Genomic DNA, 24,461 nt, shown 5'->3' on the forward strand with positions numbered 1-24,461 from the left:
AAAGCCCTGAGACACCCGCAGGACACCGCGGAGGCGGGCCCGGAGGAATCCGGCGCCCGCCTCTCGCGTTCCTTCTGTAAGAGGCCGTCCCAACGGCCGAAAGCGAGTCCGACGCTCAGGATCGCTACCATGGGGTTTCCGGAGCCTGACCGGGGGACCCGGAACGCGCACGAGGAGCCCTCTTGCCAGACGAGGCCCAGCCACTCGCCACCGCCAAGCCCGAGCCCGCCTCGGCCCCCGCGGAGAAGCCCGCCAAGAACGCCACGAGCGGGCCGGTCGAGCACGCCCAGTCCGCGCCGGACGACAAGGCGGCCGAGCAGCCACGCCCCAAGCCGGCCCCCGCCGAGCGTCCCGCGATCACCCCGGCGGTCCGCCCCGCGGCAGGCCAGCCCGCCCGCACCGGCGGCGGCTCCTCCAACCGCGTCCGCGCCCGGCTCGCCCGTCTCGGCGTGCAGCGCTCCAACCCGTACAACCCGGTCCTGGAGCCGCTGCTGCGGATAGTGCGCAGCAACGACCCCAAGATCGAGACCGCCACGCTCCGCCAGGTCGAGAAGGCCTACCAGGTCGCCGAGCGCTGGCACCGCGGCCAGAAGCGCAAGAGCGGCGACCCGTACATCACGCACCCGCTCGCCGTGACCACCATCCTGGCCGAGCTGGGCATGGACCCGGCCACGCTGATGGCGGGCCTGCTGCACGACACCGTCGAGGACACCGAGTACGGCCTCGACACCCTGCGCAAGGACTTCGGCGATCAGGTCGCCCTCCTCGTCGACGGCGTCACCAAGCTCGACAAGGTCAAGTTCGGCGAGGCCGCGCAGGCCGAGACCGTGCGCAAGATGGTCGTCGCCATGGCCAAGGACCCGCGCGTCCTGGTCATCAAGCTCGCCGACCGCCTGCACAACATGCGCACCATGCGCTACCTCAAGCGCGAGAAGCAGGAGAAGAAGGCGCGCGAGACCCTCGAGATCTACGCGCCGCTCGCCCACCGCCTGGGCATGAACACCATCAAGTGGGAGCTGGAGGACCTCGCCTTCGCGATCCTCTACCCCAAGATGTACGACGAGATCGTGCGCCTGGTCGCCGAGCGCGCCCCCAAGCGCGACGAGTACCTCGCCATAGTGACCGACGAGGTCCAGTCCGACCTGCGCGCCGCCCGCATCAAGGCGACCGTCACCGGCCGCCCGAAGCACTACTACTCCGTCTACCAGAAGATGATCGTCCGCGGCCGTGACTTCGCGGAGATCTACGACCTGGTGGGCATCCGCGTCCTCGTGGACACCGTACGGGACTGCTACGCGGCCCTCGGCACCGTGCACGCGCGATGGAACCCGGTCCCCGGCCGGTTCAAGGACTACATCGCGATGCCCAAGTTCAACATGTACCAGTCGCTGCACACGACGGTGATCGGCCCCAACGGCAAGCCCGTCGAGCTGCAGATCCGTACGTTCGACATGCACCGCCGCGCCGAGTACGGCATCGCCGCGCACTGGAAGTACAAGCAGGAGCCCTCCGCCGGCGCCTCCAAGGTGCGTACGGACGCCCCGAGAAGCGCGGGCAAGGACAAGGACGCCGTCAACGACATGGCGTGGCTGCGCCAGTTGCTCGACTGGCAGAAGGAGACCGAGGACCCCAGCGAGTTCCTGGAGTCCCTGCGCTTCGACCTGTCCCGCAACGAGGTCTTCGTCTTCACGCCCAAGGGTGACGTCATAGCGCTCCCGGCGGGCGCGACGCCGGTGGACTTCGCGTACGCGGTCCACACGGAGGTCGGCCACCGCACGATAGGCGCACGGGTCAACGGACGCCTCGTCCCGCTCGAATCCACCCTGGACAACGGCGACTTGGTGGAGGTCTTCACCTCCAAGGCGGCCGGCGCGGGCCCCTCCCGCGACTGGCTCGGCTTCGTGAAGTCCCCGCGCGCCCGCAACAAGATCCGCGCCTGGTTCTCCAAGGAGCGCCGCGACGAGGCGATCGAGCAGGGCAAGGACGCCATCGCCCGCGCGATGCGCAAACAGAACCTGCCGATCCAGCGCATCCTCACCGGCGACTCCCTGGTCACCCTCGCGCACGAGATGCGCTACCCCGACATCTCGTCCCTGTACGCGGCGATCGGCGAGGGCCATGTAGCCGCGCAGAGCGTCGTACAGAAGCTCGTGCAGGCGCTCGGCGGCGAGGAGGCGGCCACCGAGGAGATCGACGAGAGCGTCCCGCCCGCGCGCGGCCGCGGCCGCAAGCGCCGCTCCAACGCCGACCCGGGTGTCGTCGTCAAGGGCGTCGAGGACGTGTGGGTCAAGCTCGCCCGCTGTTGTACGCCCGTACCCGGCGACCCGATCATCGGCTTCGTCACCCGCGGCAGCGGCGTCTCGGTGCACCGCAGCGACTGCGTCAACGTCGACTCGCTGTCCCGTGAGCCCGAGCGCATCCTCGAGGTCGAATGGGCGCCCACTCAGTCCTCGGTCTTCCTGGTCGCCATCCAGGTCGAGGCCCTGGACCGCTCCCGGCTCCTCTCGGACGTCACCCGGGTCCTGTCCGACCAGCACGTCAACATCCTGTCCGCCGCCGTCCAGACCTCCCGAGACCGCGTCGCCACCTCCCGCTTCACCTTCGAGATGGGCGACCCCAAGCACCTGGGGCACGTGCTGAAGGCGGTCAGGGGAGTGGAAGGCGTGTACGACGTGTACCGGGTTACGTCAGCCCGCCAGCGGTAGGCGGAGGAAGCGGCGCTTCGGCCGGGAAACTGAGCTTCAGCGCGTGTTCGAGCACGTCGCAGGCCTCCGCGTGGCTGCCCATCTCACGCAGGAGCGCGGCGAGCCGTCGGCACACCGTCAGTACCTCGGGGCCCGCGCGGTTGTGGACGGCGACGAAGGCGGTCTCCAGAACCTCGATCGCCTCCCGTCCGTGGTCGAGTTCGGTGAGGATGTCCGCCAGCTCAAGGCGTACGAGGATGTCGTCGCCGCCTTCCGTGGTGCCGGGCTGTCCCAGGATCAGCCGGAGCACGGGCAGGGCGTCGCGCGTCCGGCCGACAGCACGCAGCCTGCGGGCGAGCCGGAGACCGGTGGTGGTGATCGCCGATGTCACCTGGAGGTCGAGGACCGGACCCCCGACGCCTCTGGCCGGGGCACACGCCCTGTTCCGGGCGATCGGCAGCAGACCGGCCTGGTTCTCGAAGGTGCGCTGCGGCAGTGGCTTGTTCTTGGCACGCAGCCGGTCCTCCAGCGTGCGGTAGATGGTCTCGAGATCGATCAGCTCGGGACCGTCGGGGATGCCGCCGCGCAGCAGGTCGAGCAGCTCTCCGGTGAAGGTCGTGTACACCTCCCCCTCGGGCGCGAGCGCGGGCCGGTCACCGGGCGAGGCCGCGAGGACGTACGTACCCTCGACCTTCGCCTGCGCCGCCAGGTTCTGTACGTCGGCACTCATCGCACGTGCTGCCCGGCCGCTGAAGCAGCAGTCGAGGATGACGATCCGGCGCCGCGCCGGAGACATGCGTACGACGGAACGGAGATGGTTGTACGCGACCGCCGTGTACCCCCGCCCCTCCTGGGAGTCGCGCAGCGCCATGTACAGGTCGGGGTCGTCGGTGTCCCGCAGGCCGTGGCCGCTGTAGTAGACCAGCAGGGTGTCCCGTGCGGTGGCCGCCGCGTTCGCCACCGGGTCGAGGAACTCGGACGGCAGCTGCGGATCCTTGACGACGGTGCAGTTCGCCTCCGGAATACCGCAGATGGTGGGGTCCTGGAGCGTCGTGCACAGGCTCTGCAGGTTCGAGGAGACAGGGGGAAGGGGCACCAGGCTCCGGTACTCGCTGCCTCCGATGAGCACGACCCGGGAGGCGGAGGGGTCGGGCAGGTCACCGTTCACGGGCCATCACCGCTCCGGTCGGCTCCGCTCCGGTCGGCGTGATCCTGCTCCGCCCCCTCCTCGCCAAGAAGTCGCCAGACGGCGGCGAGAGTGTCGTCAGAGGTCTCCGCGGACAGCTCGACGATGATCGAACCCCTCCTCAGACGCAGCCGGGGGCTGCCCCTGCGCGCATCCAGCCAGGCCGCGATCGAGACGGCGAGACTGCCCGCGCTGAAGCCGGAGGCGAGCGCCAGCTGAAGGATGTCGAATCCCAGCCCCATGTGGTCGGAGCGCGGCGGGCCGGAGGAGCGCAGGGTGCCCGAGCAGGCGCTCATGAGCGTCTCGTCCTCGGCTATCCAGCGGGTCAGCGAGCGCAGGTCGTTCTCCGCGTCGCTGCCCAGGGCAGCGATCTCCAGCTGAAGGGCCATGTCAGGCTCCGAAGGATCGAGGCGGGGCCGGCCACGCCACGGAGAGCGTTTCCTCCCCGTATCGGCTGCAGGCATCGCTGATCATTGACAGCCGGTTCAGTGCCTCGGGCGCGGCACCGAGCCGGGCCAGGCAGACCGCGGCCCAGAACTGGCTGACGAGGGTGAGGGGGTGCCCCGCGCCGAGCTCGGCGGTGCGGACCTGAATCAGATAGCCGTGCAGCTCCAGCGCGTCGCTGTACTTGCCCCGGGTCACCATGAGCACGGCCTCACGGTGTTTGCCCTCCATGCCGTCGGTGGACATGCCCTGCCGGATGAGCTGCCGGGTGTCCCGCTGCAGGGTGGCCTCGACGGAGGGCGCCGCGAAGTCCGGCCCGGGAGCGTGGGAGTCGGGCGGATAGCCGGGCGTGGGCGGGATCTGCCCAGCCCACGGTGATGCGCTGCCGGGCGCCGGCTGGGGCTTGGGGAGCCGGTACGACGTCGGTGGCGTCGCGGAGGCTCCCGGCTCGGGTGTCGACCGGGCCCACTGGGCGGCGCTCTGCCGCAGATGCCGGGCGACCACCTCGATCAGGATGTCCTCGGCCCGGTCGGGAGCACCGATGAAGGCGGCCAGATCGGCGGCGTTGACCGGCCTGAGGTGCGGCTCGCGCTCCAGCAGATCGTCCACCGTCGAGACCAGGGCCGCCGGCAGCCCCGGCCGTCCGCGCAAGGTGGGCGGCGGCTGGTTGACCTTCGCGAACAGGATCCCCAGCGTGGAGCCGTCGCTGACGTACGGCTCGTCCCCGGAGAGCATGCGGTACATGACGCAGCCGAGGCCGTAGAGGTCGGCCGCCGGGCCGACCCGCTGTCCCCGCACCGCCTCCGGCGCCATGTACACGGGTGTTCCCACGAGAATGCCCGTCTGGGTCTGCACCGCGGACTCGACGAGGCGGGCGATACCGAAATCCATCAGGACGACCCGTCCGTCACGGCAGAGGAACACATTGCCGGGCTTGACGTCCCGATGGACGATTCCGACGCCGTGCGCGGCCGCCAGCCCCTCGCACATGCCCGTCGCGACGGCCCGTACGGTCTCCTCGGGCAGAGGGCCCGGAGTGGCGGCCAGGATGCGGCTGAGCGGAACGCCGTCGAGGCACTCCATCACCAGATAGGGCTGGCCGTCCTCGACGCCCACGTCGTAGACCGCGACCGCGTTGCGACTGCTGATCCGGGCGGCTGCCCGCGCCTCCTGCAAGAAGCGCTCCGCCGCCACCGGACTCTCCGGCGCGTAGCCCGACAGCAGTTTCACCGCTACCGAGCGGTCGAGGATCGTGTCACGCCCCTCGTACACCTCGCCCATACCGCCTCGGCCCAGGCACCGGTCCAGCCGGTACCTGCTTGCCAGAATCCGGAGGTCCCCCATGGATGCCCACCCCGCCGTTCGGCTCTCGGCGCCAATCGTCCCGCCGGTACCTGGGCACGCGCAACCGATTCGGCGAGGGCCGTCACCGTCGCTGGGGCAAAAGAGCAGTGGTCCCGCTTCCGTGAAGCGGGACCACTGACAAGGGCGGCGTGCGTCAGCCGCCGAACTCCTGCAGACCCTTCAGGGCCTGGTCCAGCAGCGCCTGGCGGCCGTCGAGCTCCTTCTGGAGCTTGTCGGCCTTCGAGGCGTTGCCCGCGGAGCGGGCCGACTCGATCTGGCCCTGGAGCTTGTCCACGGCGGCCTGGAGCTGACCGGTCAGACCCTCGGCACGCGCGCGTGCCTCAGGGTTGGTCCGGCGCCACTCGGCCTCCTCGGACTCCTGGAGAGCCCGCTCCACCGCGTGCATCCGGCCCTCGACCTTCGGGCGGGCGTCGCGCGGCACATGGCCGATGGCCTCCCAGCGCTCGTTGATGGAGCGGAAGGTGGCGCGGGCCGCCTTCAGGTCCTGCACCGGGACGAGCTTCTCGGCCTCCTCGGCCAGCTCCTCCTTGAGCTTCAGGTTCTCCGACTGCTCCGCGTCACGCTCGGCGAACACGGAGCTGCGCGCCGCGAAGAACACGTCCTGGGCGCCGCGGAAGCGGTTCCACAGGTCGTCCTCGTGCTCGCGCTGGGCGCGGCCCGCGGCCTTCCAGTCGGCCATCAGCTCGCGGTAGCGCGCGGCCGTCGGACCCCAGTCGGCCGAGGAGGACAGCGACTCGGCCTCCGCGACCAACTTCTCCTTGGTCTTGCGGGCCTCCTCGCGCTGCGCGTCCAGCGAGGCGAAGTGCGCCTTGCGGCGCTTGGAGAACGCCGAGCGGGCGTGCGAGAAGCGGTGCCACAGCTCGTCGTCCGACTTGCGGTCGAGCCGAGGCAGCCCCTTCCACGTGTCCACCAGCGCGCGCAGCCGCTCACCGGCCGCCCGCCACTGGTCGCTCTGCGCCAGCTCCTCGGCCTCGACGACCAGGGCCTCCTTGGAGTGCCGCGCCTCGTCGGACTGCTTCGCCCGCTGGACCTTGCGCTCCTCGCGGCGCGCGTCGACCGTCTCGACGAGCTTGTCCAGCCGTACCTTCAGCGCGTCCAGATCGCCTACCGCGTGGTGGGCGTCCACCTGCTCGCGAATATGGCCGATGGCGGTCTGGGCGTCCTTCGCCGACAGGTCGGTGGTCTTCACTCGCTTCTCGAGGAGGCCGATCTCGACAACCAGGCCCTCGTACTTGCGCTCGAAGTAGGCCAGCGCCTCATCAGGAGAGCCGGCCTGCCAGGAACCGACGACCTGCTCGCCGTCGGCCGTACGCACGTACACGGTCCCCGTCTCGTCGACGCGGCCCCACGGGTCGCTGCTCACAGCGCCTCCTCCACATGATGCCTGTGAGGGGCGTCACTGCCCCCTGGCATCGTCCACAGTTTCGTCACGGCCAACATAGGCGACCGGCAGGGCGGCTGTCCGCATCCCGCGCGACCGAAATTGGCTGCTGGCGGTCAGGATTTCGTCACGGTCATCTTGTTGATCACGACGGTCGCGTTGGGGGCGCCGTCGCCCGCGCCCGTGCTCTCTCCGGCCGCGGCGATCTTCGTGAGGACCTTCATGCCGGACTTGGAAATAGTTCCGAACGGTGTGTAATTGGCCGGCAGCTGACTGTCCTGGTACACGAGGAAGAACTGGCTGCCACCGGTGTTGCGGCCCTTCTTCGTCGAGGCGTCGTACTGGTTGGCCATCGCCACCGTCCCCGCCGGGTACACCCCGCCCTTCAGGGTGGTGTCCTTCAGGTTCTCGTCCGGGATCGTGTAGCCGGGAGTGCCGGTGCCGAGGGCCGTCGGGTCACCGCACTGCAGCACGTAGATGCCGTTCGTGGTGAGCCGGTGGCACTTGGTGTGGTCGAAGTAGCCCTTGGCCGCGAGGAAGTTGAACGAGTTGACGGTGTGCGGGGCCGCGGCCGTCTTCAGCGCGATGTCTATGTCACCGCATGTCGTCGCCATCTTCATCGTGTAGTCCGCGGACTTGTCGATGGTGATTGCCGGCTCCTTCTTCCAGCTCAGCGACTTCACCTTGCCCGCCGCGGCCTTCTTGCACGGGTCCGGCGCCTTGGACGCCGAAGGGCTCGGGGAGACCTCCGCGCCCGCGTTGGCCTTCTTGTCGTCGTTCTTGAAGACCCCGGTCGCGTACGACACGACACTGCCGACCACGATGACGCCGAGCACCGAGGCGACGACCGCGTTGCGTGCGTGTGTCTTGCGCCGCGCGGCCGTGCGCCGCTGCTGCTGTCGCAAGAACTTCTCCCGGGCGAGCTGACGTCGCCGCTGTTCCTGGCTGACCACCGGGTTTTCTCCTCATGCGTCTCGTACGTCAAGTGGGACGCGTGCGTCTTGTGAGCCGACCGCCTGCGTGTGCCCCGTACCGTATATGGGTTCGCTGAGGAATCGGCAGCGCCGGTAGGCTCTGATCCACAGCCACCCACCGCGTACGAGACAACCGCGTACGAAACAACGCGACACAGCGAAGGACGATCGTGCTCATTGCCGGGTTCCCCGCCGGGGCCTGGGGGACCAACTGTTACCTGGTCGCCCCCGCCGCGGGTGAGGAGTGCGTGATCATCGACCCGGGCCATCAGGCCGCCCAGGGAGTCGAGGACGCACTCAAGAAGCATCGGCTCAAGCCCGTCGCGGTCATCCTCACCCATGGTCACATCGACCATGTCGCCTCGGTCGTCCCGGTGTGCGGAGCGCACGACGTACCGGCCTGGATCCACCCCGAGGACCGCTTCATGATGAGCGACCCGGAGAAGGCGCTCGGCCGGTCCATCGGGATGCCGCTGATGGGCGAGCTGACCGTGGGGGAGCCGGACGACGTGAAGACGCTCACCGACGGCGCGAAGCTGGAGCTGGCCGGCCTGGAGCTGTCCGTCGCGCACGCGCCCGGCCATACCAGGGGGTCGGTGACCTTCCAGATGCCCGAGACCACGGAGATCCCGTCCGTGTTCTTCTCCGGGGATCTGCTGTTCGCCGGCTCCATCGGACGCACCGACCTGCCCGGCGGCTCCCACGCCGAGATCCTCGACTCGCTGGCCCGCGTGTGCCTGCCGCTCGACGACTCGACCGTGGTGCTGTCGGGCCACGGCCCCCAGACGACCATCGGCCAGGAGCGCGCCACCAACCCGTATATGCGGCAGGTGGCGGCGAGCCGCCAAGGAAGCGGAGTGGACCCGACCTCCGCTCCTCGACGAGGAATGTGACGAGAGACTTCCGTGAGCACCTTCAAAGCCCCCAAGGGCACGTACGACCTGACTCCGCCGGACAGCGCGAAGTACCTCGCGGTCCGCGAGGCGATCGCCGCGCCGCTGCGCAACTCCGGCTACGGCTACATCGAGACGCCCGGCTTCGAGAACGTCGAGCTGTTCTCGCGCGGGGTCGGTGAGTCCACCGACATCGTGAGCAAGGAGATGTACGCCTTCGAGACCAAGGGCGGCGACAAGCTGGCCCTGCGCCCCGAGGGCACGGCCTCCGTCCTGCGCGCGGCGCTGGAGGCCAACCTGCACAAGGCGGGCAACCTTCCCGTCAAGCTCTGGTACTCGGGCTCCTACTACCGATACGAGCGTCCTCAGAAGGGCCGGTACAGGCACTTCTCCCAGGTGGGCGCCGAGGCGATCGGAGCCGAGGACCCGGCGCTGGACGCCGAGTTGATCATTCTGGCGGACCAGGCGTACCGGTCGCTGGGACTGCGCGACTTCCGCATCCTGCTGAACTCGCTCGGCGACAAGGAGTGCCGCCCGGTCTACCGCGCTGCCCTCCAGGACTTCCTGCGGGGCCTGGACCTCGACGAGGAGACCCTCCGCCGCGCGGAGATCAACCCGCTGCGCGTCCTCGACGACAAGCGGGACGACGTCCAGAAGAAGCTGGTCGGGGCGCCGCTCCTGCGTGACTACCTCTGTGACGCGTGCAAGGCGTACCACGAGGAGGTGCGCGAGCTGATCACGGCCGCGGGTGTCTCCTTCGAGGACGACCCGAAGCTGGTGCGCGGGCTCGACTACTACACCCGTACGACCTTCGAGTTCATCCACGACGGTCTCGGTTCCCAGTCCGCGGTGGGCGGCGGTGGCCGTTACGACGGCCTCTCCGAGATGATCGGCGGGCCCGCGCTGCCGTCTGTCGGGTGGGCGCTCGGTGTCGACCGTACGGTGCTGGCGCTGGAGGCGGAGGGGGTGGAGCTCGAACTCCCCTCTTCCACCAGTGTGTTCGCGGTGCCGTTGGGGGAGGAGGCCCGGCGCGTGCTCTTCGGGGTGGTCACCGCGCTGCGCAAGGCCGGGGTCGCGGCGGACTTCTCCTACGGGGCCAAGGGGCTCAAGGGTGCGATGAAGAACGCGAACCGGTCGGGTGCGCGGTACACCGTCGTCGCCGGCGAGCGCGATCTTGCCGAGGGCGTCGTGCAGCTCAAGGACATGGAGTCCGGTGAGCAGGTCGCGGTACCGGTCGACGCCATCGTGACCGAGCTGACGTCCCGCCTGGGCTGAGGCCCGAGGGGTTTTCGCCCCCGCCGCCCCTACCCGTCCCATCCCCCAGGGGCTCCGCCCCTTCAACCCCGGGGGTTGTGTGTTGGCTGCGGGTGGGTGGGGGCTGGTGCAAAAGATTGCGCAGTTCCCCGCGCCCCTAAAAGGGGCGCGGGGAACTGCGCAATCTTTTAGGGGGGCCTGGGGGCGAAGAAGGTCACTCCAGCAAGCCGAACCGCATCGCGCTGGTAACCGCGGCCGTCCGGTCGTCCACCCCCAGTTTCCCGAAGACCCGCAGCAGATGGGTCTTCACGGTGGACTCGCCGATGAAGAGCCGACGGCCGATCTCGGCGTTGGTGCAGCCCTCGGCGACCAGGCGAAGAACCGCCGTCTCGCGCTCGGACAGACGGGGCCGCTCCGGCTTGGTACGGAGCTGGTCGACAAGGCGGGCGGCGACGGACGGCGCCAGCACGGTCTCGCCCCGAGCGGCGGCCCGCACCGCGTCCGCGAGCTCCCCCCGAGGCAGATCCTTCAGCAGATACCCCGCCGCCCCGGCTTCCACGGCCCGCAGAATGTCCCGGTCCGTCTCGTACGTCGTCAGCACGATGACCCGGCACGACAACCCCGCCTCTGTCATCCGCACGATCGCGTCGACGCCCCCACCCCCGGGCATCCGCAGATCCATCAGCACGATGTCGGGCCGGAGCTCGGCGGCCAACGCCTCCGCCTGCGGCCCGCTGGAGGCGTCGGCGATCACATCGAGGTCGGGCTCGGCGCTGAGCATCGCGCGCAGCCCTTCCCGTACGACGGGATGGTCGTCGGCGAGGATGATCCGGATCACGAGCCACTCCTGGGGACGGGCAGACGCACGGTGACGGTCGTCCCGTCACCGGGCGCACTGCGGACCTGAGCCGTACCGCCTACTTCGGCGGCCCGCGCTCGCAGCCCCGCCAGACCGTAGCCGTCGGCCGGCGCGGCCGGGTCGAAGCCGCGGCCGTCGTCGCGTACGGAGACGGCGAGGGAATCCTCGGTGTAGGCCAGGACGACCGCGACCGTGACCGAACTCCCCGCGTGCTTACGGGTGTTGGCCAGTGCCTCCTGGCAGGAGCGCAGGGCGACGACTTCGGGCCCGGCGGGCAGCGCGCGCACCGGACCGGTCACGTCGAGGGTCGCGTCATGGCGGGCGGCGAGCCGGCGCAGCGCGTCGGGCAGCGTGGCGCCGTCGAGGTCGGCGGGCGCGCCTCCGGCGACCAGGGCCCGCGCCTCGGCGAGGTTCTGCCGGGCCGTCTCGGCCATCAGGGTCAGATGGCGGCGGGCCCGCGGCAGATCGTGGTCCACCTCGGCCTCGACGGCCTGGACCAGCATCAGCAGGCTGGTGAAGCCCTGCGCGAGGGTGTCGTGGATTTCCCGGGTGAGTCGTTCCCGTTCGGCCAGCGCGCCGTGTGCGGCCGACAGACGGGAGATCTCATGGCGGCTGACGTCCAACTCGGCGATCAACTCCGCCCGTTCCCGGCTCTGCTCGATGATGCGGATGATCCAGCTGCCGATGGCCACGGAGAAGACGAGGGTCACCACGGCGAAGAGCACGTTGAAGAAGACGTCCTGGTCGCTCGGCCACCACAGCAGCGCCCAGCCCACCACCGGCGCGATGTTGATGACCGTCACGGCTGTCAGTGCCCAGTGCAGGCGCAGCGCCATGAAGCACTGGGGGACGAGCGCGAAGGTCATCAGACGCGTCTCACCGACGAGGACCGCCGACGGCAGGAACAGCATCATCGCTCCCGTGAGGTAGCCAAGGGCCCGCCGTTCGTCGGGGGGATCGCCGTTGAGGATGGGGCGTCCCACCGCCACGTACCAGGGGATCAGCAAGACGAGCAGCGAGGCCGCGACGAAGCGCAGGGACCACCCCGGGTGCCCTGTACCGAGCACGAACACCAGGGTGGCCACCCACACGATCGCGAAGTACGAGTCCCAGAGCCGGAACGACCGGTCCCAGGTGTACGCGCTCTTCGCGCCGCCGGGACCGGTCATCCGCTCGGTCATCCGTCGCGCCGGTTCTTCCACCGGAAGGTCAGCAGACACAGCAGCAATCCTCCGACGCACCACGCCCCGAGCACCAGGGCGATCCGCCCGAACTCCCAGTCGCCCGCCTGTTCCAGGACCTTCGCCGACTCGGGCAGGAACACCCCGCGCAGCCCCTGGCACATCCACTTCAGCGGGAACAGCGCGCCGATGTTCAGCATCCAGTCGGGGATGGTGTCGATGGCGATGTACACCCCGGAGATGAACTGGAGGACCAGGAAGGGGAGTACGACCACGGAGGTGGCGCTCTTGCCGGACTTCGGGACCGAGCTGATCGCGATGCCGAGCAGGGCGCAGGCCGTGAGCCCCAGGACGAAGATCCAGCCGAAGTCCGCCCACTTGCCGAGGTCCGAGGGCAGATCGACGTCGTACAGCGTCGTGCCGACGAGGAGCAGGATCGCCGTCTCCAGGGCGCCGGTCACCAGAACCAGCCAGATCTTGCCGAGGAAGTACGAGGCCGGTGGCATCGGTGTGCCGCGCAGCCGGCGCAGCACCTTCTCGTCCCGCTCGATCGCGATCGAGATGCCCAGGGACTGGAAACTGGTGGACATGATGCCCGCGGCCATCATCGCGGGGACGTACAGCTGGGAGGCGGTGATGCCCGCTCCCCGCACGTCGTCGCTGAAGATCGACGCGAAGAGGAAGAGGAAGACGACCGGGAAGGCGAAGGTGAACACCACCTGGTCGCGCTGGCGGAAGAACTGCTTGATCTCCAGGGCGCCCCGCTGGAGGCCGAGCCCCCAGGCTCCGGGCAGCCTGCCGGAAGAGGTCTGACGGTCCGCGCGTACGGCGGTCGTGCTCATCGCGCGTCCTCCTGTCCGGTCAGCCGGAGGTAGACGTCCTCCAGGGTGGGGCGGCTCACCCGCAGGCCCGGGATCTCGCCGTCGAAGCGGTGTATGAGCTCGGCGACTGTCCTGGTGGGGGTGTCGGTGCGCGTACTGCGCGGGGTGCCGTCGGACTCCGTCCACTCCACGGTGGCCTCGGTACCGAAGCGCTCGCGCAGCGTGGACGGCTCGCCCTCGGCGACGACCCGGCCCTTCGCGATCACCGCGAGCCGGTGCGCGAGCGCCTCCGCCTCCTCCAGGTAGTGCGTGGTGAGGAGGATGGTCGTGCCCTCGTCGGCCAGTTTCCGGATCAGGTCCCAGAACTGCCTGCGGGCGGCCGGGTCGAAGCCGGTCGTCGGTTCGTCCAGGAGCAGCAGCTCCGGACCGCCGATCACACCCAGCGCCACATCGAGCCGCCTGCGCTGACCGCCCGAGAGCGCCTTGACGCGGCTGCCCGCCTTCTCCTCCAGACCGACCAGGCCGATGACTTCCTCGGGGTCGCGGGGCCTCGGGTAGTAGCGGGCGAAGTGCCGCACGGTCTCGCGCACCGTCAACTCGGCGGGCGCGGATTCGTCCTGCCAGACGATGCCGACCCGCGAGCGCCACGCGCGCGTGCCCGTCGCCGGGTCGGCGCCGAGCACGGAGACCTCGCCCGAGTCCCGGCCGCGGTTGCCCTGGAGGATCTCCACCGTGGTGCTCTTGCCCGCTCCGTTGGGTCCGAGCAGGCCGAACACCTCGCCCTGCCGGATGCCGAGATCGATGCCGTCGACAGCGGTCACGTCCCCGTACCGCTTGCGCAGTCCCCGTACGTCCACTGCGAGTTGGTTCGCGTCTGGTGTCATGCCGACGAGCCTCCCGCTGAACCGAACGCTCCGGGACGACCGTGCGTACCTCCTTATGTCCATCGAACGGTGGACACACGGGTGCGTGCGGCACAATGACCGTGCCCGCAGGCCCCTTCGAAGCTACGGAAACGGCGTGATGAGCAAGACGACAGTCAAGGACGTCCCGGCCGACCAGGAACGCGTCACCGCTCCCCGGACGGTCGGCGGCAGCCGTGCCCTCGCCCTGCTGCTGGTGATCACCGGTGCGGCCGGTCTCCTTGCCGCGTGGGTCATCACGATCGACAAGTTCAAGCTCCTGGAGAACCCGAACTTCGTGCCCGGGTGCAGCCTGAACCCGGTCGTCTCCTGCGGCAACATCATGAAGAGCGAGCAGGCCTCGGCCTTCGGGTTCCCCAACCCGATGCTGGGACTCGTCGCCTACGGCATCGTCATCTGCGTCGGCGTGAGCCTGCTCGCCCGGGCCACCTTTCCGCGCTGGTACTGGCTGACCTTCAACGCGGGCACGCTCTTCGGCGTCGGATTCTGCACCTGGCTGCAGTTCCAGTCGCTGTACCGGATCAACTCGCTGTGCCTGTGGTGCTCGCTGGCGTGGGTCGCGACGATCATCATGTTCTGGTACGTGACCTCGTCCAACATCCGCAACAACTTCCTGCCCGCCCCGCGCTGGCTGAAGAGCTTCTTCGGCGAGTTCACCTGGGTCCTGCCGGCGCTGCACATCGGGATCATCGGGATGCTGATCCTGACCCGCTGGTGGGACTTCTGGACCAGCTGACCCCCGCCGATCCCGGGGATTTCCCGGGCCGGACGGCGTTGTCAGTGCGGTGACATAGGGTTTTGTCCGTGGAGCCCGACCTGTTCACCGCCGCAGCAGAAGAACGCCAGGAGAAGGACCCGTCCTCCAGCCCCCTGGCGGTACGGATGCGTCCGCGCACCCTCGACGAAGTCGTGGGCCAGCAGCATCTGCTGAAGCCGGGCTCGCCCCTGCGCAGACTCGTCGGCGAGGGGAGCGGCGGCCCGGCCGGACCGTCCTCGGTGATCCTGTGGGGCCCGCCCGGCACCGGCAAGACCACGCTCGCGTATGTCGTCTCCAAGGCCACCAACAAGCGCTTCGTGGAGCTGTCCGCGATCACCGCGGGCGTCAAGGAAGTCCGCGCGGTCATCGACGGCGCCCGCCGTGCCACCGGCGGCTTCGGCAAGGAGACCGTCCTCTTCCTCGACGAGATCCACCGCTTCAGCAAGGCCCAGCAGGACTCCCTGCTCCCGGCCGTCGAGAACCGCTGGGTGACGCTGATCGCGGCGACCACCGAGAACCCGTACTTCTCGGTGATCTCGCCCCTGCTCTCCCGCTCGCTCCTGCTGACCCTCGAACCGCTCACGGACGACGACCTGCGCGGCCTCATCAAGCGCGCGCTCACCGACGAGCGCGGCCTCAAGGAAGCCGTCACCCTCCCCGAGGACTCCGAGGAACACCTGCTGCGGATCTCCGGCGGTGACGCCCGCCGCGCCCTGACCGCCCTGGAAGCCGCGGCCGGCGCCGCGCTCGACAAGGGCGAGGCGGAGATCAGCCTCCAGACCCTGGAGGAGACCGTCGACCGGGCGGCCGTGAAGTACGACCGCGACGGCGACCAGCACTACGACGTGGCGAGCGCGCTCATCAAGTCCATCCGCGGCTCGGACGTGGACGCGGCGCTGCACTATCTGGCCCGCATGATCGAGGCCGGCGAGGACCCCCGGTTCATCGCCCGCCGGCTGATGATCTCCGCCAGCGAGGACATCGGCCTCGCCGATCCGAACGCGCTGCCGATAGCCGTGGCCGCCGCCCAGGCCGTCGCGATGATCGGTTTCCCCGAGGCCGCGCTCACCCTCAGCCACGCCACCATCGCCCTCGCCCTGGCGCCGAAGTCCAACGCCGCGACGACGGCGATCGGCGCCGCCATGGAGGACGTACGCAAGGGGCACGCGGGCCCGGTGCCCATGCATCTGCGCGACGGGCACTACAAGGGCGCGGCCAAGCTGGGTCACGCCCAGGGGTATGTGTATCCGCACGACCTGCCCGAAGGCATCGCCGCCCAGCAGTACGCCCCGGAGGAGCTCAAGGACCGGGAGTACTACACGCCCACCCGGCACGGCGCCGAGGCGCGCTACGCGGACGCGGTGGAGTGGACCAGGAAGCACCTCGGTAGAGGGCGGTCCTGAGCACCCTGTAACATGGCGCGAAGCGCTGCGTCCCGTGTCCGGCTCCGGTCGGCACCACCAGAACGGGACATCCAGCCGGAACCCCCGCGCCGCAAGGCCAGGGGGATCCAGGAGCGTCGCGCACCGTCGAAGGTGTCGCGGGCAGCCCACCACCACCCGGGTTCCGGGAACGGTCGGTGGGCCACTCGCGTGCTGCACGTATGTGCCCAGACCCAGGAGCGGCTGCCCAGCAGGTCCATCAAGGACCCGCAGGGTTTCCCGGGCTGCGGATGCGACCTCCCTTAACTCTGGTGAGCCGAAATCAAGGAAAGAGAAAAAGTGGCGAATCAGTCCCGCCCCAAGGTCAAGAAGTCGCGTGCCCTCGGCATCGCGCTGACCCCGAAGGCCGTCAAGTACTTCGAGGCCCGCCCCTACCCGCCGGGCGAGCACGGCCGCGGCCGCAAGCAGAACTCGGACTACAAGGTCCGTCTGCTGGAGAAGCAGCGTCTGCGCGCGCAGTACGACGTGTCCGAGCGTCAGCTCGTCCGCGCCTACGAGCGTGCCTCCAAGGTCCAGGGCAAGACCGGTGAGGCCCTGATCATCGAGCTGGAGCGTCGTCTCGACGCGCTGGTCCTGCGTTCGGGCATCGCCCGCACGATCTACCAGGCCCGCCAGATGGTCGTTCACGGCCACATCGAGGTCAACGGCCAGAAGGTCGACAAGCCGTCCTTCCGCGTCAAGCCCGACGACGTCGTGATGGTCCGCGAGCGCAGCCGCAGCAAGACGCTGTTCGAGGTCTCCCGCGCCGGTGGCTTCGCCCCCGACGGCGAGACCCCGCGCTACCTCCAGGTGAACCTCGGCGCCCTGGCGTTCCGCCTGGACCGTGAGCCGAACCGCAAGGAGATCCCGGTGATCTGCGACGAGCAGCTCGTCGTCGAGTACTACGCCCGCTGATCATCCTTCAGCGGACGTAGCACCACCTGCGCGTCAGCGTCAGCCCGTCGTCTCCCCGCCCTTCGAGGTGGGCGAGACGGCGGGCTTTCGCATGTCCGGGGGCAGCCTCCGCGGCGACGGCACCGCACCCAGCGGCCGGGCCCCGGCCCACCCCAGCGCCCGGGCCACCGCCGCCTCCTGCCCGAGCAGCGCCCCCGCCCGTACGCACTCCTCGTACCGCTCCTCGCCCAGCCGCTCCCGCGCCAGGGCCTCGCACCGCTCGTGCGGCGCGTTGTAGTACGCCGAGCCGAACAGCGGCAGACCCACCGACGGCCACATCCGGGCCGCCGCCCCCTGCAGCGCCGCGGCCTCGGCCTGATCGCCCTCCACCGCAGTGACCAGCGCGAGCAGCTCGACCGACAGGACCGTGCCGAGCAGATCGTGGAAGGTGTGCGCGATGCCGAGGCACTCCTCCAGGAGATCCCGGGCGCCGGCCGTATCGCCCCCGGTCAAGGCCTCGTACGCCAGGACGTACAGCGCGTACGCCAGCGCCCAGCGCTCCCCGTGGTCCTCGCAGACCCGCCGGACGTCCTCGCAGAGTTTCACCGCGCCCGGCAGATCGCCCTGGAACGCCAGGGTCATCGCCAGCTCGACCTGGCCCATCAGCACATTGCTGTTGAGCTCGCCGATCTCGTGATAGCGGTCCAGCGACGACCGCAGCAGGGTTTCCGCACGCGCCATGTCGTCCGTGACCAGCGCGAGACAGCCGGTGCGATGCTCGGCGTACGCGACCGCGATGGCGTTGCCGGTACGTTCCGCCTCGTCGCGACACTCCTGGAGCGCGGACAGCGCGGGCACCGTGTCGCCCTGCAGCACCGCCACATAGCCGAGCACCCACAGCGCCTTCAGCCGCGACTGCTCCTGCGTCCCGTCCTCCGCGCACAGTTCCACGCTGCGCTCCAGCCAGTGCCTGCCCTCCGACAGCCGGCCACAGCCGACCCAGGAGAACCACAGGGTGCCCGCCAGATACTGGCCCAGATGCGCCTCGCCCGGCTCGGTCAGACAGTGCTCCAGGGCGCAGCGCAGATTCGGCAGCTCCGTGTCGACGCGCGCGGCGACCTCGCCCTGCCGCGGCGAGAACCAGTCCAGCTCGCACCAGGTGGCCAGGCCCATGTACCAGTCGCGGTGCCGGCGCCGCAGCCGGTCCGCGTCGCCCATCGCCTCCAGCCAGTCCGCGCCGTACGCCCGGACCGTGTCCAGCATCCGGTAGCGCACGCCCGCCGCCGTCTCCTCGCGGAACAGCACGGACTGCGCGAGCAGCTCGCCCAGCACGTCGAGAACGTCGTCGCAGTGCAGCCCGTCACCGCTGCACACGTACTCCGCGGCCTCCAGGTCGAACTGCCCCGCGAACACCGAAAGACGCGACCACAGCAGCCGCTCCTCGGGCGTGCACAGCTCATGGCTCCAGCCGATCGCCGTACGCAGGGTCTGGTGGCGAGGCAGCGCGTCGCGGGCGCCGCCGGTCAGCAGCCGGAAGCGGTCCTCCAGCCGGGACAGCAGCTGCGCGGGGGAGAGGGCACTCAGCCGCCCCGCCGCCAGCTCGACCGCGAGCGGGATCCCGTCCAGGCGCCGGCACAGCTCCCGCACGTCCGACCGGTTGCCGTCGTCCAGCACGAAACCGGGCACCCGGGCCGCCGCACGGTCCGCGAACAGCTCCGCCGCCTCCGGCTCGGTCAGCGGCGCCAGCGGGAACAGCCGCTCGCCCCCGACATCCAGCGGCCGGCGCCCCACAGCGAGCACCCGCAACCCGGGCACGTGCCGCAGCAGCTCGCCCACCAGCGAGGCGCACACCTCCACCAGATGCTCGAACCCGTCGAGGACGAGGAGGAGTTGGCGCTCGGCGAGATGGTCGAGCAGCACCCGGCGCGGCGGCCGCGAGGTCTGATCCGTCAGACCGAGGGCCTCGACGACCGCGTACTCGACGACGTCCGGATCGCGCACCGCGGACAGCTCCACACGCCACGCCCCGTCGCACACCTCCGTCCGCGCCGCGGCGTGCGCCGCGAAGCGCGACTTGCCGACGCCTCCCATACCGGTCACGGTCACCAGGCGGGCTGTCTCCAGTGCCCCGGCCAGCCGCGTGAGTTCGGCGGCGCGCCCCACGAACGCGTCGAGTTCCAGGGGCAGATTGCCGGGCACCAAGCCGTCGGAGCGGTGGGAACGGTGAGAACGCTGCATGGAATACGGAGCGTACTGACCCGTAAGCATTCCGTACAATCGCTTCGCGCAACTCCGCCGCGGGGAGCCGTTAATGCGGTGCGGAGCGGCGCCCCCGGCGCGATAGGCTCGGGTGACGACTTTTCGATGTTCAGGCATGCAGTCAGGGAGCGGGTGCACAGTGTCCGGTGGAGAGGTGGCCGGGATCCTGGTGGCCGTCTTCTGGGCGATCCTGGTCTCCTTCCTCGCCGTCGCGCTGGTGAGGCTGGCCCAGACGCTCAGGGCGACCACCAAGCTCGTCGCGGACGTGACCGACCAGGCCGTCCCGCTCCTCGCCGACGCATCCGCGGCAGTGCGCTCCGCGCAGACGCAGATCGACCGGGTCGACGCCATCGCGTCGGACGTCCAGGAGGTCACGTCGAACGCGTCGGCGCTGTCGACGACCGTCGCCTCCACCTTCGGCGGCCCCCTGGTGAAGGTCGCGGCGTTCGGCTACGGCGTGCGCCAGGCCATCGGAGGCCGTCGTGAGAATGTGCCCGACAAGGCGTCCCGGCGTACCGTGATCGTGGGCCGCACCGTCCCGTCCGCGCGACGGGGAAAGCGGAAGAAGGACTGACGCAGCGATGTTCCGCCGTACGTTCTGGTTCACCGCCGGCGCAGCCGCGGGTGTGTGGGCCACCACCAAGGTCAACCGTAAGCTCAAGCAGCTGACCCCCGAGAGCCTCGCGGCCCAGGCCGCCAACAAGGCGATCGACGCGGGTCACCGGCTCAAGGACTTCGCGCTCGACGTCCGCGACGGCATGGCCCAGCGGGAGGCCGAACTCGGCGAGGTGCTCGGTCTGAACGACCGCCCGGACCCCGAACTCCCCGCACAGCGGCGCCGCGCCGCGATCGGCGACAGCAAGCAGAACGTCGGCAACGACAAGCAGATCAAGTACATCGAGAACACGACGTACTCGTACAACCGGAATGAGGACCACTGATGGAGTCGGCTGAAATCCGCCGCCGCTGGTTGAGCTTCTACGAGGAGCGCGGTCACACCGTCGTCCCTTCGGCGTCGCTCATCGCGGACGACCCGACTCTGCTCCTGGTCCCCGCCGGCATGGTCCCCTTCAAGCCGTACTTCCTCGGCGAGGTCAAGCCGCCGTGGTCGCGCGCCACCAGCGTGCAGAAGTGCGTGCGCACGCCCGACATCGAAGAGGTCGGCAAGACCACCCGGCACGGCACGTTCTTCCAGATGTGCGGCAACTTCTCCTTCGGCGACTACTTCAAGGAAGGTGCCATCACCTACGCCTGGGAGCTGCTCACCTCGCCCCAGGACAAGGGTGGTTACGGCCTCGACCCCGAGCGCCTGTGGATCACGGTCTACCTCGACGACGACGAGGCCGAGTCCATCTGGCGCGACAAGATCGGTGTCCCCGCCGAGCGCATCCAGCGCCTCGGCAAGAAGGACAACTACTGGTCCATGGGCGTCCCCGGCCCCTGCGGTCCGTGTTCCGAGATCAACTACGACCGCGGCCCCGAGTTCGGCGTCGAGGGCGGCCCGGCCGTCAACGACGAGCGGTACGTGGAGATCTGGAACCTGGTCTTCATGCAGTACGAGCGCGGTGAGGGCATCTCGAAGGACGACTTCGAGATCCTCGGCGAGCTGCCCAGCAAGAACATCGACACCGGCCTCGGCATGGAACGCCTCGCCATGATTCTGCAGGGCGTGCAGAACATGTACGAGATCGACACCTCCATGGCTGTCATCAAGAAGGCCACCGAACTGACGGGCGTCGAGTACGGCGCCGCCCACGAGTCCGACGTCTCGCTGCGCGTGGTCACCGACCACATGCGTACCTCCGTGATGCTCATCGGCGACGGTGTCTCCCCCGGCAACGAGGGCCGCGGCTACGTCCTGCGCCGCATCATGCGCCGCGCCATCCGCAACATGCGTCTGCTCGGCGCCACCGGCCCGGTCGTCAAGGAGCTCATCGACGTCGTCATCGCGATGATGGGCCAGCAGTACCCGGAGCTCGTCACCGACCGGCAGCGCATCGAGACCGTGGCCCTCGCCGAGGAGGCCGCCTTCCTCAAGACGCTGAAGGCCGGCACGAACATCCTCGACACGGCCATCACCGAGACCAAGGGTTCCGGCGGCAAGGTCCTCGCCGGCGACAAGGCCTTCCTGCTCCACGACACCTGGGGCTTCCCGATCGACCTCACCCTGGAAATGGCCGCCGAACAGGGCCTTTCCGTGGACGAGGACGGCTTCCGCCGCCTGATGAAGCAGCAGCGGGACCAGGCCAAGGCCGACGCCCGGGCCAAGAAGACCGGCCACGCCGACCTCGGCGCCTACCGCCAGATCGCCGACGCCGCCGGCGAGACCGACTTCGTCGGCTACGACCGCACCGAGGGCGAGTCGACGATCGTCGGCATCCTCGTCGACGGCGCCTCCTCCCCGGCCGCCACCGAGGGCGACGAGGTCGAGATCGTCCTCGACCGCACCCCGTTCTACGCCGAGGGCGGCGGCCAGATCGGCGACACCGGCCGTATCAAGGTCGACACCGGCGCGATCATCGAGGTCCGCGACTGCCAGAAGCCGGTCCCGGGTGTGTACGTCCACAAGGGCGTCGTCCAGGTCGGCGAGGTCACCGTCGGCGCCAAGGCCCAGGCCTCCATCGACGTCCGCCGTCGTACGGCCATCGCCCGCGCCCACTCGGCCACGCACCTCACCCACCAGGCCCTGCGCGACGCCCTCGGCCCGACGGCCGCCCAGGCCGGTTCCGAGAACCAGCCCGGCCGCTTCCGCTTCGACTTCGGCTCCCCGTCGGCCGTGCCCACGACCGTGATGACGGACGTCGAGCAGCAGATCAACGAGGTGCTCGCCCGCGACCTGGACGTGCACGCCGAGATCCTGAGCCTCGACGAGGCCAAGAAGCAGGGCGCCATCGCCGAGTTCGGCGAGAAGTACGGCGAGCGGGTCCGTGTCGTCACCATCGGCGACTTCTCCAAGGAGCTGTGCGGCGGCACGCACGTCCACAACACCTCGCAGCTCGGCCTGGTCAAGCTGCTCGGCGAGTCGTCGATCGGCTCCGGCGTACGGCGTATCGAGGCCCTGGTCGGCGTCGACGCGTACAACTTCCTCGCCCGCGAGCACACGGTCGTCGCCCAGATCCAGGAGCTGATCAAGGGCCGTCCCGAGGAGCTTCCGGAGAAGGTCTCCGCCATGCTCGGCAAGCTGAAGGATGCCGAGAAGGAGATCGAGAAGTTCCGCGCGGAGAAGGTCCTCCAGGCCGCCGCCGGTCTCGTCGACTCCGCCAAGGACGTGCACGGCGTCGCCCTGGTCACCGGCCAGGTCCCGGACGGCACCTCCGCCGACGACCTGCGCAAGCTGGTTCTCGACGTGCGTGGCCGCATTCAGGGCGGCCGGGCCGCCGTGGTCGCCCTGTTCACCACGGCCAACGGCAAGCCGTTGACGGTCATCGCCACCAACGACGCCGCCCGCGAGCGCGGTCTCAAGGCCGGCGACCTGGTCCGTACGGCCGCCAAGACCCTCGGCGGCGGCGGTGGCGGCAAGCCGGACGTCGCCCAGGGCGGCGGCCAGAACCCGGCCGCCATCGGCGAGGCCATCGACGCGGTCGAGCGACTCGTCGCCGAGACCGCCAAGTAAGAAACGGCCAAGAAATATGCGCAGAGGCCGTCGGCTCGCCATCGACGTCGGGGACGCCCGCATCGGAGTCGCCTCGTGCGACCCCGACGGGATCCTCGCGACACCGGTCGAGACGGTCCCGGGACGTGACATCCCGGCCGCCCACCGCCGGCTGAAGCAACTCGTCGAGGAGTACGAGCCGATCGAGGTCGTCGTCGGACTCCCTCGCTCCCTCAAGGGGGGCGAGGGCCCGGCCGCGGTCAAGGTCCGCGCCTTCGCCCAGGAGCTCGCCCGGGGGATCGCCCCCATCGGGGTGCGGCTCGTGGACGAGAGGATGACCACAGTGACGGCCAGTCAGGGCCTGCGCGCCTCGGGCGTGAAGTCCAAAAAGGGCAGGTCCGTCATCGACCAGGCCGCCGCCGTCATCATTCTGCAGCAGGCGCTGGAATCCGAGCGGGTGTCAGGTAAATCTCCCGGCGAGGGCGTCGAAGGCACTGTCTGATTTTTACGATTCCCCTACATCTCACAAGGAGCATCCTTAGGGTGTGAAATGTGAAAACCAAGCACGTGCGGCGGGCGTTCAAGTTCCGCTTCTACCCAACTGATGCGCAGGCAGCAGAGCTGTCGCGCACTTTCGGGTGCGTGCGCAAGGTCTACAACCTGGCTCTTCAAGCGCGTACAGAGGCCTGGTACCAAAGGCAGGAGCGCGGCAACTACGTTCAGACTTCGGCCTTGCTGACGGAGTGGAAGAAGTCAGCGGAGTGCAGTTACCTCTCTGAGGTCTCGTCGGTTCCCCTCCAGCAGGCGCTCCGCCAACTCCAGGCGGCGTTCGTCAACTTCTGGGAGGGGCGGGCGAAGTACCCCCGCTTCAAGGCGAAGAAGAAGTCGCGTGCATCTGCGGAGTACACGCGCTCGGCGTTCCGTTGGCGGGATGGTCGCTTGACGCTGGCCATGATGGACCAACCCCTCGACATCGTCTGGTCGAGGCCCTTGCCTGATGGCGCCGAGCCATCGACTGTGACGGTTTCACGGGATCCGGCAGGGCGATGGTTTGTTTCTCTTCTGGCCGAGGATCCGACCGTCCGGCCGCTGATTGACGCAGCGCACGAGACTGTCGCGCTCTCGGACGCAGCGTGGGCTGAGCTGCGCCGCATGCTCGACTACAAGTGTCACTGGTACGGGCGCAAGCTCGTGGTCGTAGACCAGTGGTACCCGTCGAGCAAGACCTGCTCGGCGTGCGGGCACCACCTTGGGAAGCTGCCGCTGAACGTCCGTGAGTGGACATGCCCCGCCTGTGGAACCCATCACGACAGGGACGTTAACGGGGCGAAGAACCTTCTGGCCGTCGGGCAGGCGGTCACAGCCTGTGGAGCTGGTGTAAGACCTCAACGGGATGCTTCCCGGACGGGGCTGCCGGCTGCGAAGCAGGAAGCCAAGCAGGCGACTGCTGGACACTCCAGGCCGGAGAAATGAATGTCAACTGATCGCGATACGGTAACGTTCCGCGCGATGCGGTGGTGTTCGAACAGCCGCCGCACAGCAAGAGGCGGACGGGAGCCGTGCCACAAGCGCC

General features: G+C 69.4%; 21 protein-coding genes. 11 read left to right on the top strand and 10 right to left on the bottom strand.

What is annotated here, in order from left to right:
- Positions 1–182: 182 nt before the first annotated feature.
- Positions 183–2,705, top strand: coding sequence for a RelA/SpoT family protein (locus OIC96_RS39665; protein ID WP_330303199.1), 2,523 nt, complete (start codon positions 183–185; stop codon positions 2,703–2,705).
- On the opposite strand, the gene OIC96_RS39670 is transcribed toward OIC96_RS39665, so the two are convergent.
- The 5 genes from OIC96_RS39670 to OIC96_RS39690 form a co-directional block, all read right to left on the bottom strand.
- Positions 2,683–3,852 (bottom strand): caspase family protein, encoded by a 1,170-nt coding sequence (locus tag OIC96_RS39670; protein ID WP_330303198.1) that lies wholly within the window; start codon positions 3,850–3,852, stop codon positions 2,683–2,685. The genes OIC96_RS39665 and OIC96_RS39670 overlap by 23 nt on opposite strands.
- Entirely contained in the window at positions 3,849–4,259 is a 411-nt protein-coding gene (locus OIC96_RS39675; RefSeq protein WP_330303197.1) for an effector-associated constant component EACC1, read from the bottom strand. Before OIC96_RS39675 ends, OIC96_RS39670 begins: the two co-directional genes overlap by 4 nt.
- A 1-nt stretch (position 4,260) precedes the next feature.
- The gene (locus tag OIC96_RS39680) at positions 4,261–5,658 is read right to left on the bottom strand and encodes a serine/threonine-protein kinase (protein ID WP_330303196.1); all 1,398 of its coding nucleotides are present in this window, start codon (positions 5,656–5,658) and stop codon (positions 4,261–4,263) included.
- 154 nt (positions 5,659–5,812) lie between these two features.
- Positions 5,813–7,042 (bottom strand): DUF349 domain-containing protein, encoded by a 1,230-nt coding sequence (locus OIC96_RS39685; protein WP_330303195.1) that lies wholly within the window; start codon positions 7,040–7,042, stop codon positions 5,813–5,815.
- Positions 7,043–7,176: 134 nt separating this feature from the next.
- Positions 7,177–8,013 carry a peptidylprolyl isomerase gene (locus OIC96_RS39690; protein WP_330303194.1) on the bottom strand — a complete coding sequence of 279 codons (837 nt, stop codon included), beginning with the start codon at positions 8,011–8,013 and terminating at the stop codon, positions 7,177–7,179.
- A gap of 191 nt (positions 8,014–8,204) precedes the next feature.
- Here OIC96_RS39690 and OIC96_RS39695 point away from each other — a divergent pair, with 191 nt between their 5' ends.
- Together OIC96_RS39695 and hisS are read left to right on the top strand one after the other, a co-directional pair.
- Positions 8,205–8,927 carry an MBL fold metallo-hydrolase gene (locus OIC96_RS39695; RefSeq protein ID WP_330303193.1) on the top strand — a complete coding sequence of 241 codons (723 nt, stop codon included), beginning with the start codon at positions 8,205–8,207 and terminating at the stop codon, positions 8,925–8,927.
- A 12-nt stretch (positions 8,928–8,939) separates the two neighbouring features.
- A complete protein-coding gene (gene hisS / locus OIC96_RS39700) occupies positions 8,940–10,202 on the top strand; it encodes a histidine--tRNA ligase (RefSeq protein ID WP_330303192.1) in 1,263 nt (420 codons plus the stop codon).
- A 193-nt stretch (positions 10,203–10,395) separates the two neighbouring features.
- On the opposite strand, the gene OIC96_RS39705 is transcribed toward hisS, so the two are convergent.
- The 4 genes from OIC96_RS39705 to OIC96_RS39720 are packed head-to-tail and all read right to left on the bottom strand — an operon-like array spanning position 10,396 to position 13,926.
- Complete coding sequence (locus tag OIC96_RS39705; protein ID WP_330303191.1) at positions 10,396–11,019, bottom strand: response regulator transcription factor; 624 nt, start codon at positions 11,017–11,019, stop codon at positions 10,396–10,398.
- Complete coding sequence (locus OIC96_RS39710) at positions 11,016–12,221, bottom strand: sensor histidine kinase (protein WP_330303190.1); 1,206 nt, start codon at positions 12,219–12,221, stop codon at positions 11,016–11,018. Before OIC96_RS39710 ends, OIC96_RS39705 begins: the two co-directional genes overlap by 4 nt.
- The gene (locus OIC96_RS39715) at positions 12,218–13,063 is read right to left on the bottom strand and encodes an ABC transporter permease (RefSeq protein ID WP_330303189.1); all 846 of its coding nucleotides are present in this window, start codon (positions 13,061–13,063) and stop codon (positions 12,218–12,220) included. The genes OIC96_RS39710 and OIC96_RS39715 overlap by 4 nt, the downstream gene beginning before the upstream one ends.
- Positions 13,060–13,926, bottom strand: a complete 867-nt coding sequence (locus OIC96_RS39720; protein ID WP_330303188.1) for an ABC transporter ATP-binding protein — start codon at positions 13,924–13,926, stop codon at positions 13,060–13,062. The genes OIC96_RS39715 and OIC96_RS39720 overlap by 4 nt, the downstream gene beginning before the upstream one ends.
- 139 nt (positions 13,927–14,065) lie before the next feature.
- Between OIC96_RS39720 and OIC96_RS39725 the strand changes: the two genes are divergently transcribed.
- The 3 genes from OIC96_RS39725 to rpsD all read left to right on the top strand — a co-directional run bounded on the left by OIC96_RS39725 (position 14,066) and on the right by rpsD (position 17,058).
- Positions 14,066–14,701, top strand: a complete 636-nt coding sequence (locus tag OIC96_RS39725; RefSeq protein WP_330303187.1) for a vitamin K epoxide reductase family protein — start codon at positions 14,066–14,068, stop codon at positions 14,699–14,701.
- A 68-nt stretch (positions 14,702–14,769) separates the two neighbouring features.
- Positions 14,770–16,125 (top strand): replication-associated recombination protein A, encoded by a 1,356-nt coding sequence (locus tag OIC96_RS39730; protein WP_330303186.1) that lies wholly within the window; start codon positions 14,770–14,772, stop codon positions 16,123–16,125.
- A 318-nt stretch (positions 16,126–16,443) separates the two neighbouring features.
- Positions 16,444–17,058, top strand: coding sequence for a 30S ribosomal protein S4 (gene rpsD / locus OIC96_RS39735; protein WP_019066381.1), 615 nt, complete (start codon positions 16,444–16,446; stop codon positions 17,056–17,058).
- Positions 17,059–17,097: 39 nt separating this feature from the next.
- Here rpsD and OIC96_RS39740 read toward each other — a convergent pair whose 3' ends face one another.
- Entirely contained in the window at positions 17,098–19,275 is a 2,178-nt protein-coding gene (locus OIC96_RS39740) for an ATP-binding protein (protein ID WP_330303185.1), read from the bottom strand.
- A 136-nt stretch (positions 19,276–19,411) separates the two neighbouring features.
- Between OIC96_RS39740 and OIC96_RS39745 the strand changes: the two genes are divergently transcribed.
- The 5 genes from OIC96_RS39745 to OIC96_RS39765 are packed head-to-tail and all read left to right on the top strand — an operon-like array spanning position 19,412 to position 24,361.
- Positions 19,412–19,870, top strand: a complete 459-nt coding sequence (locus tag OIC96_RS39745) for a DUF948 domain-containing protein (RefSeq protein ID WP_330303184.1) — start codon at positions 19,412–19,414, stop codon at positions 19,868–19,870.
- 7 nt (positions 19,871–19,877) lie between these two features.
- A complete protein-coding gene (locus OIC96_RS39750; protein ID WP_330303183.1) occupies positions 19,878–20,237 on the top strand; it encodes a DUF6167 family protein in 360 nt (119 codons plus the stop codon).
- Entirely contained in the window at positions 20,237–22,909 is a 2,673-nt protein-coding gene (gene alaS, locus OIC96_RS39755) for an alanine--tRNA ligase (RefSeq protein WP_330303182.1), read from the top strand. The genes OIC96_RS39750 and alaS overlap by 1 nt, the downstream gene beginning before the upstream one ends.
- Before the next feature lie 16 nt (positions 22,910–22,925).
- The gene (ruvX, locus tag OIC96_RS39760) at positions 22,926–23,390 is read left to right on the top strand and encodes a Holliday junction resolvase RuvX (protein ID WP_330303181.1); all 465 of its coding nucleotides are present in this window, start codon (positions 22,926–22,928) and stop codon (positions 23,388–23,390) included.
- A gap of 50 nt (positions 23,391–23,440) precedes the next feature.
- Entirely contained in the window at positions 23,441–24,361 is a 921-nt protein-coding gene (locus OIC96_RS39765; RefSeq protein ID WP_330303180.1) for an RNA-guided endonuclease InsQ/TnpB family protein, read from the top strand.
- Positions 24,362–24,461 lie beyond the last annotated feature (100 nt).

The sequence above is a fragment of the Streptomyces sp. NBC_00775 genome (genome assembly GCF_036347135.1).
Lineage (GTDB): Bacteria > Actinomycetota > Actinomycetes > Streptomycetales > Streptomycetaceae > Streptomyces > Streptomyces lutosisoli.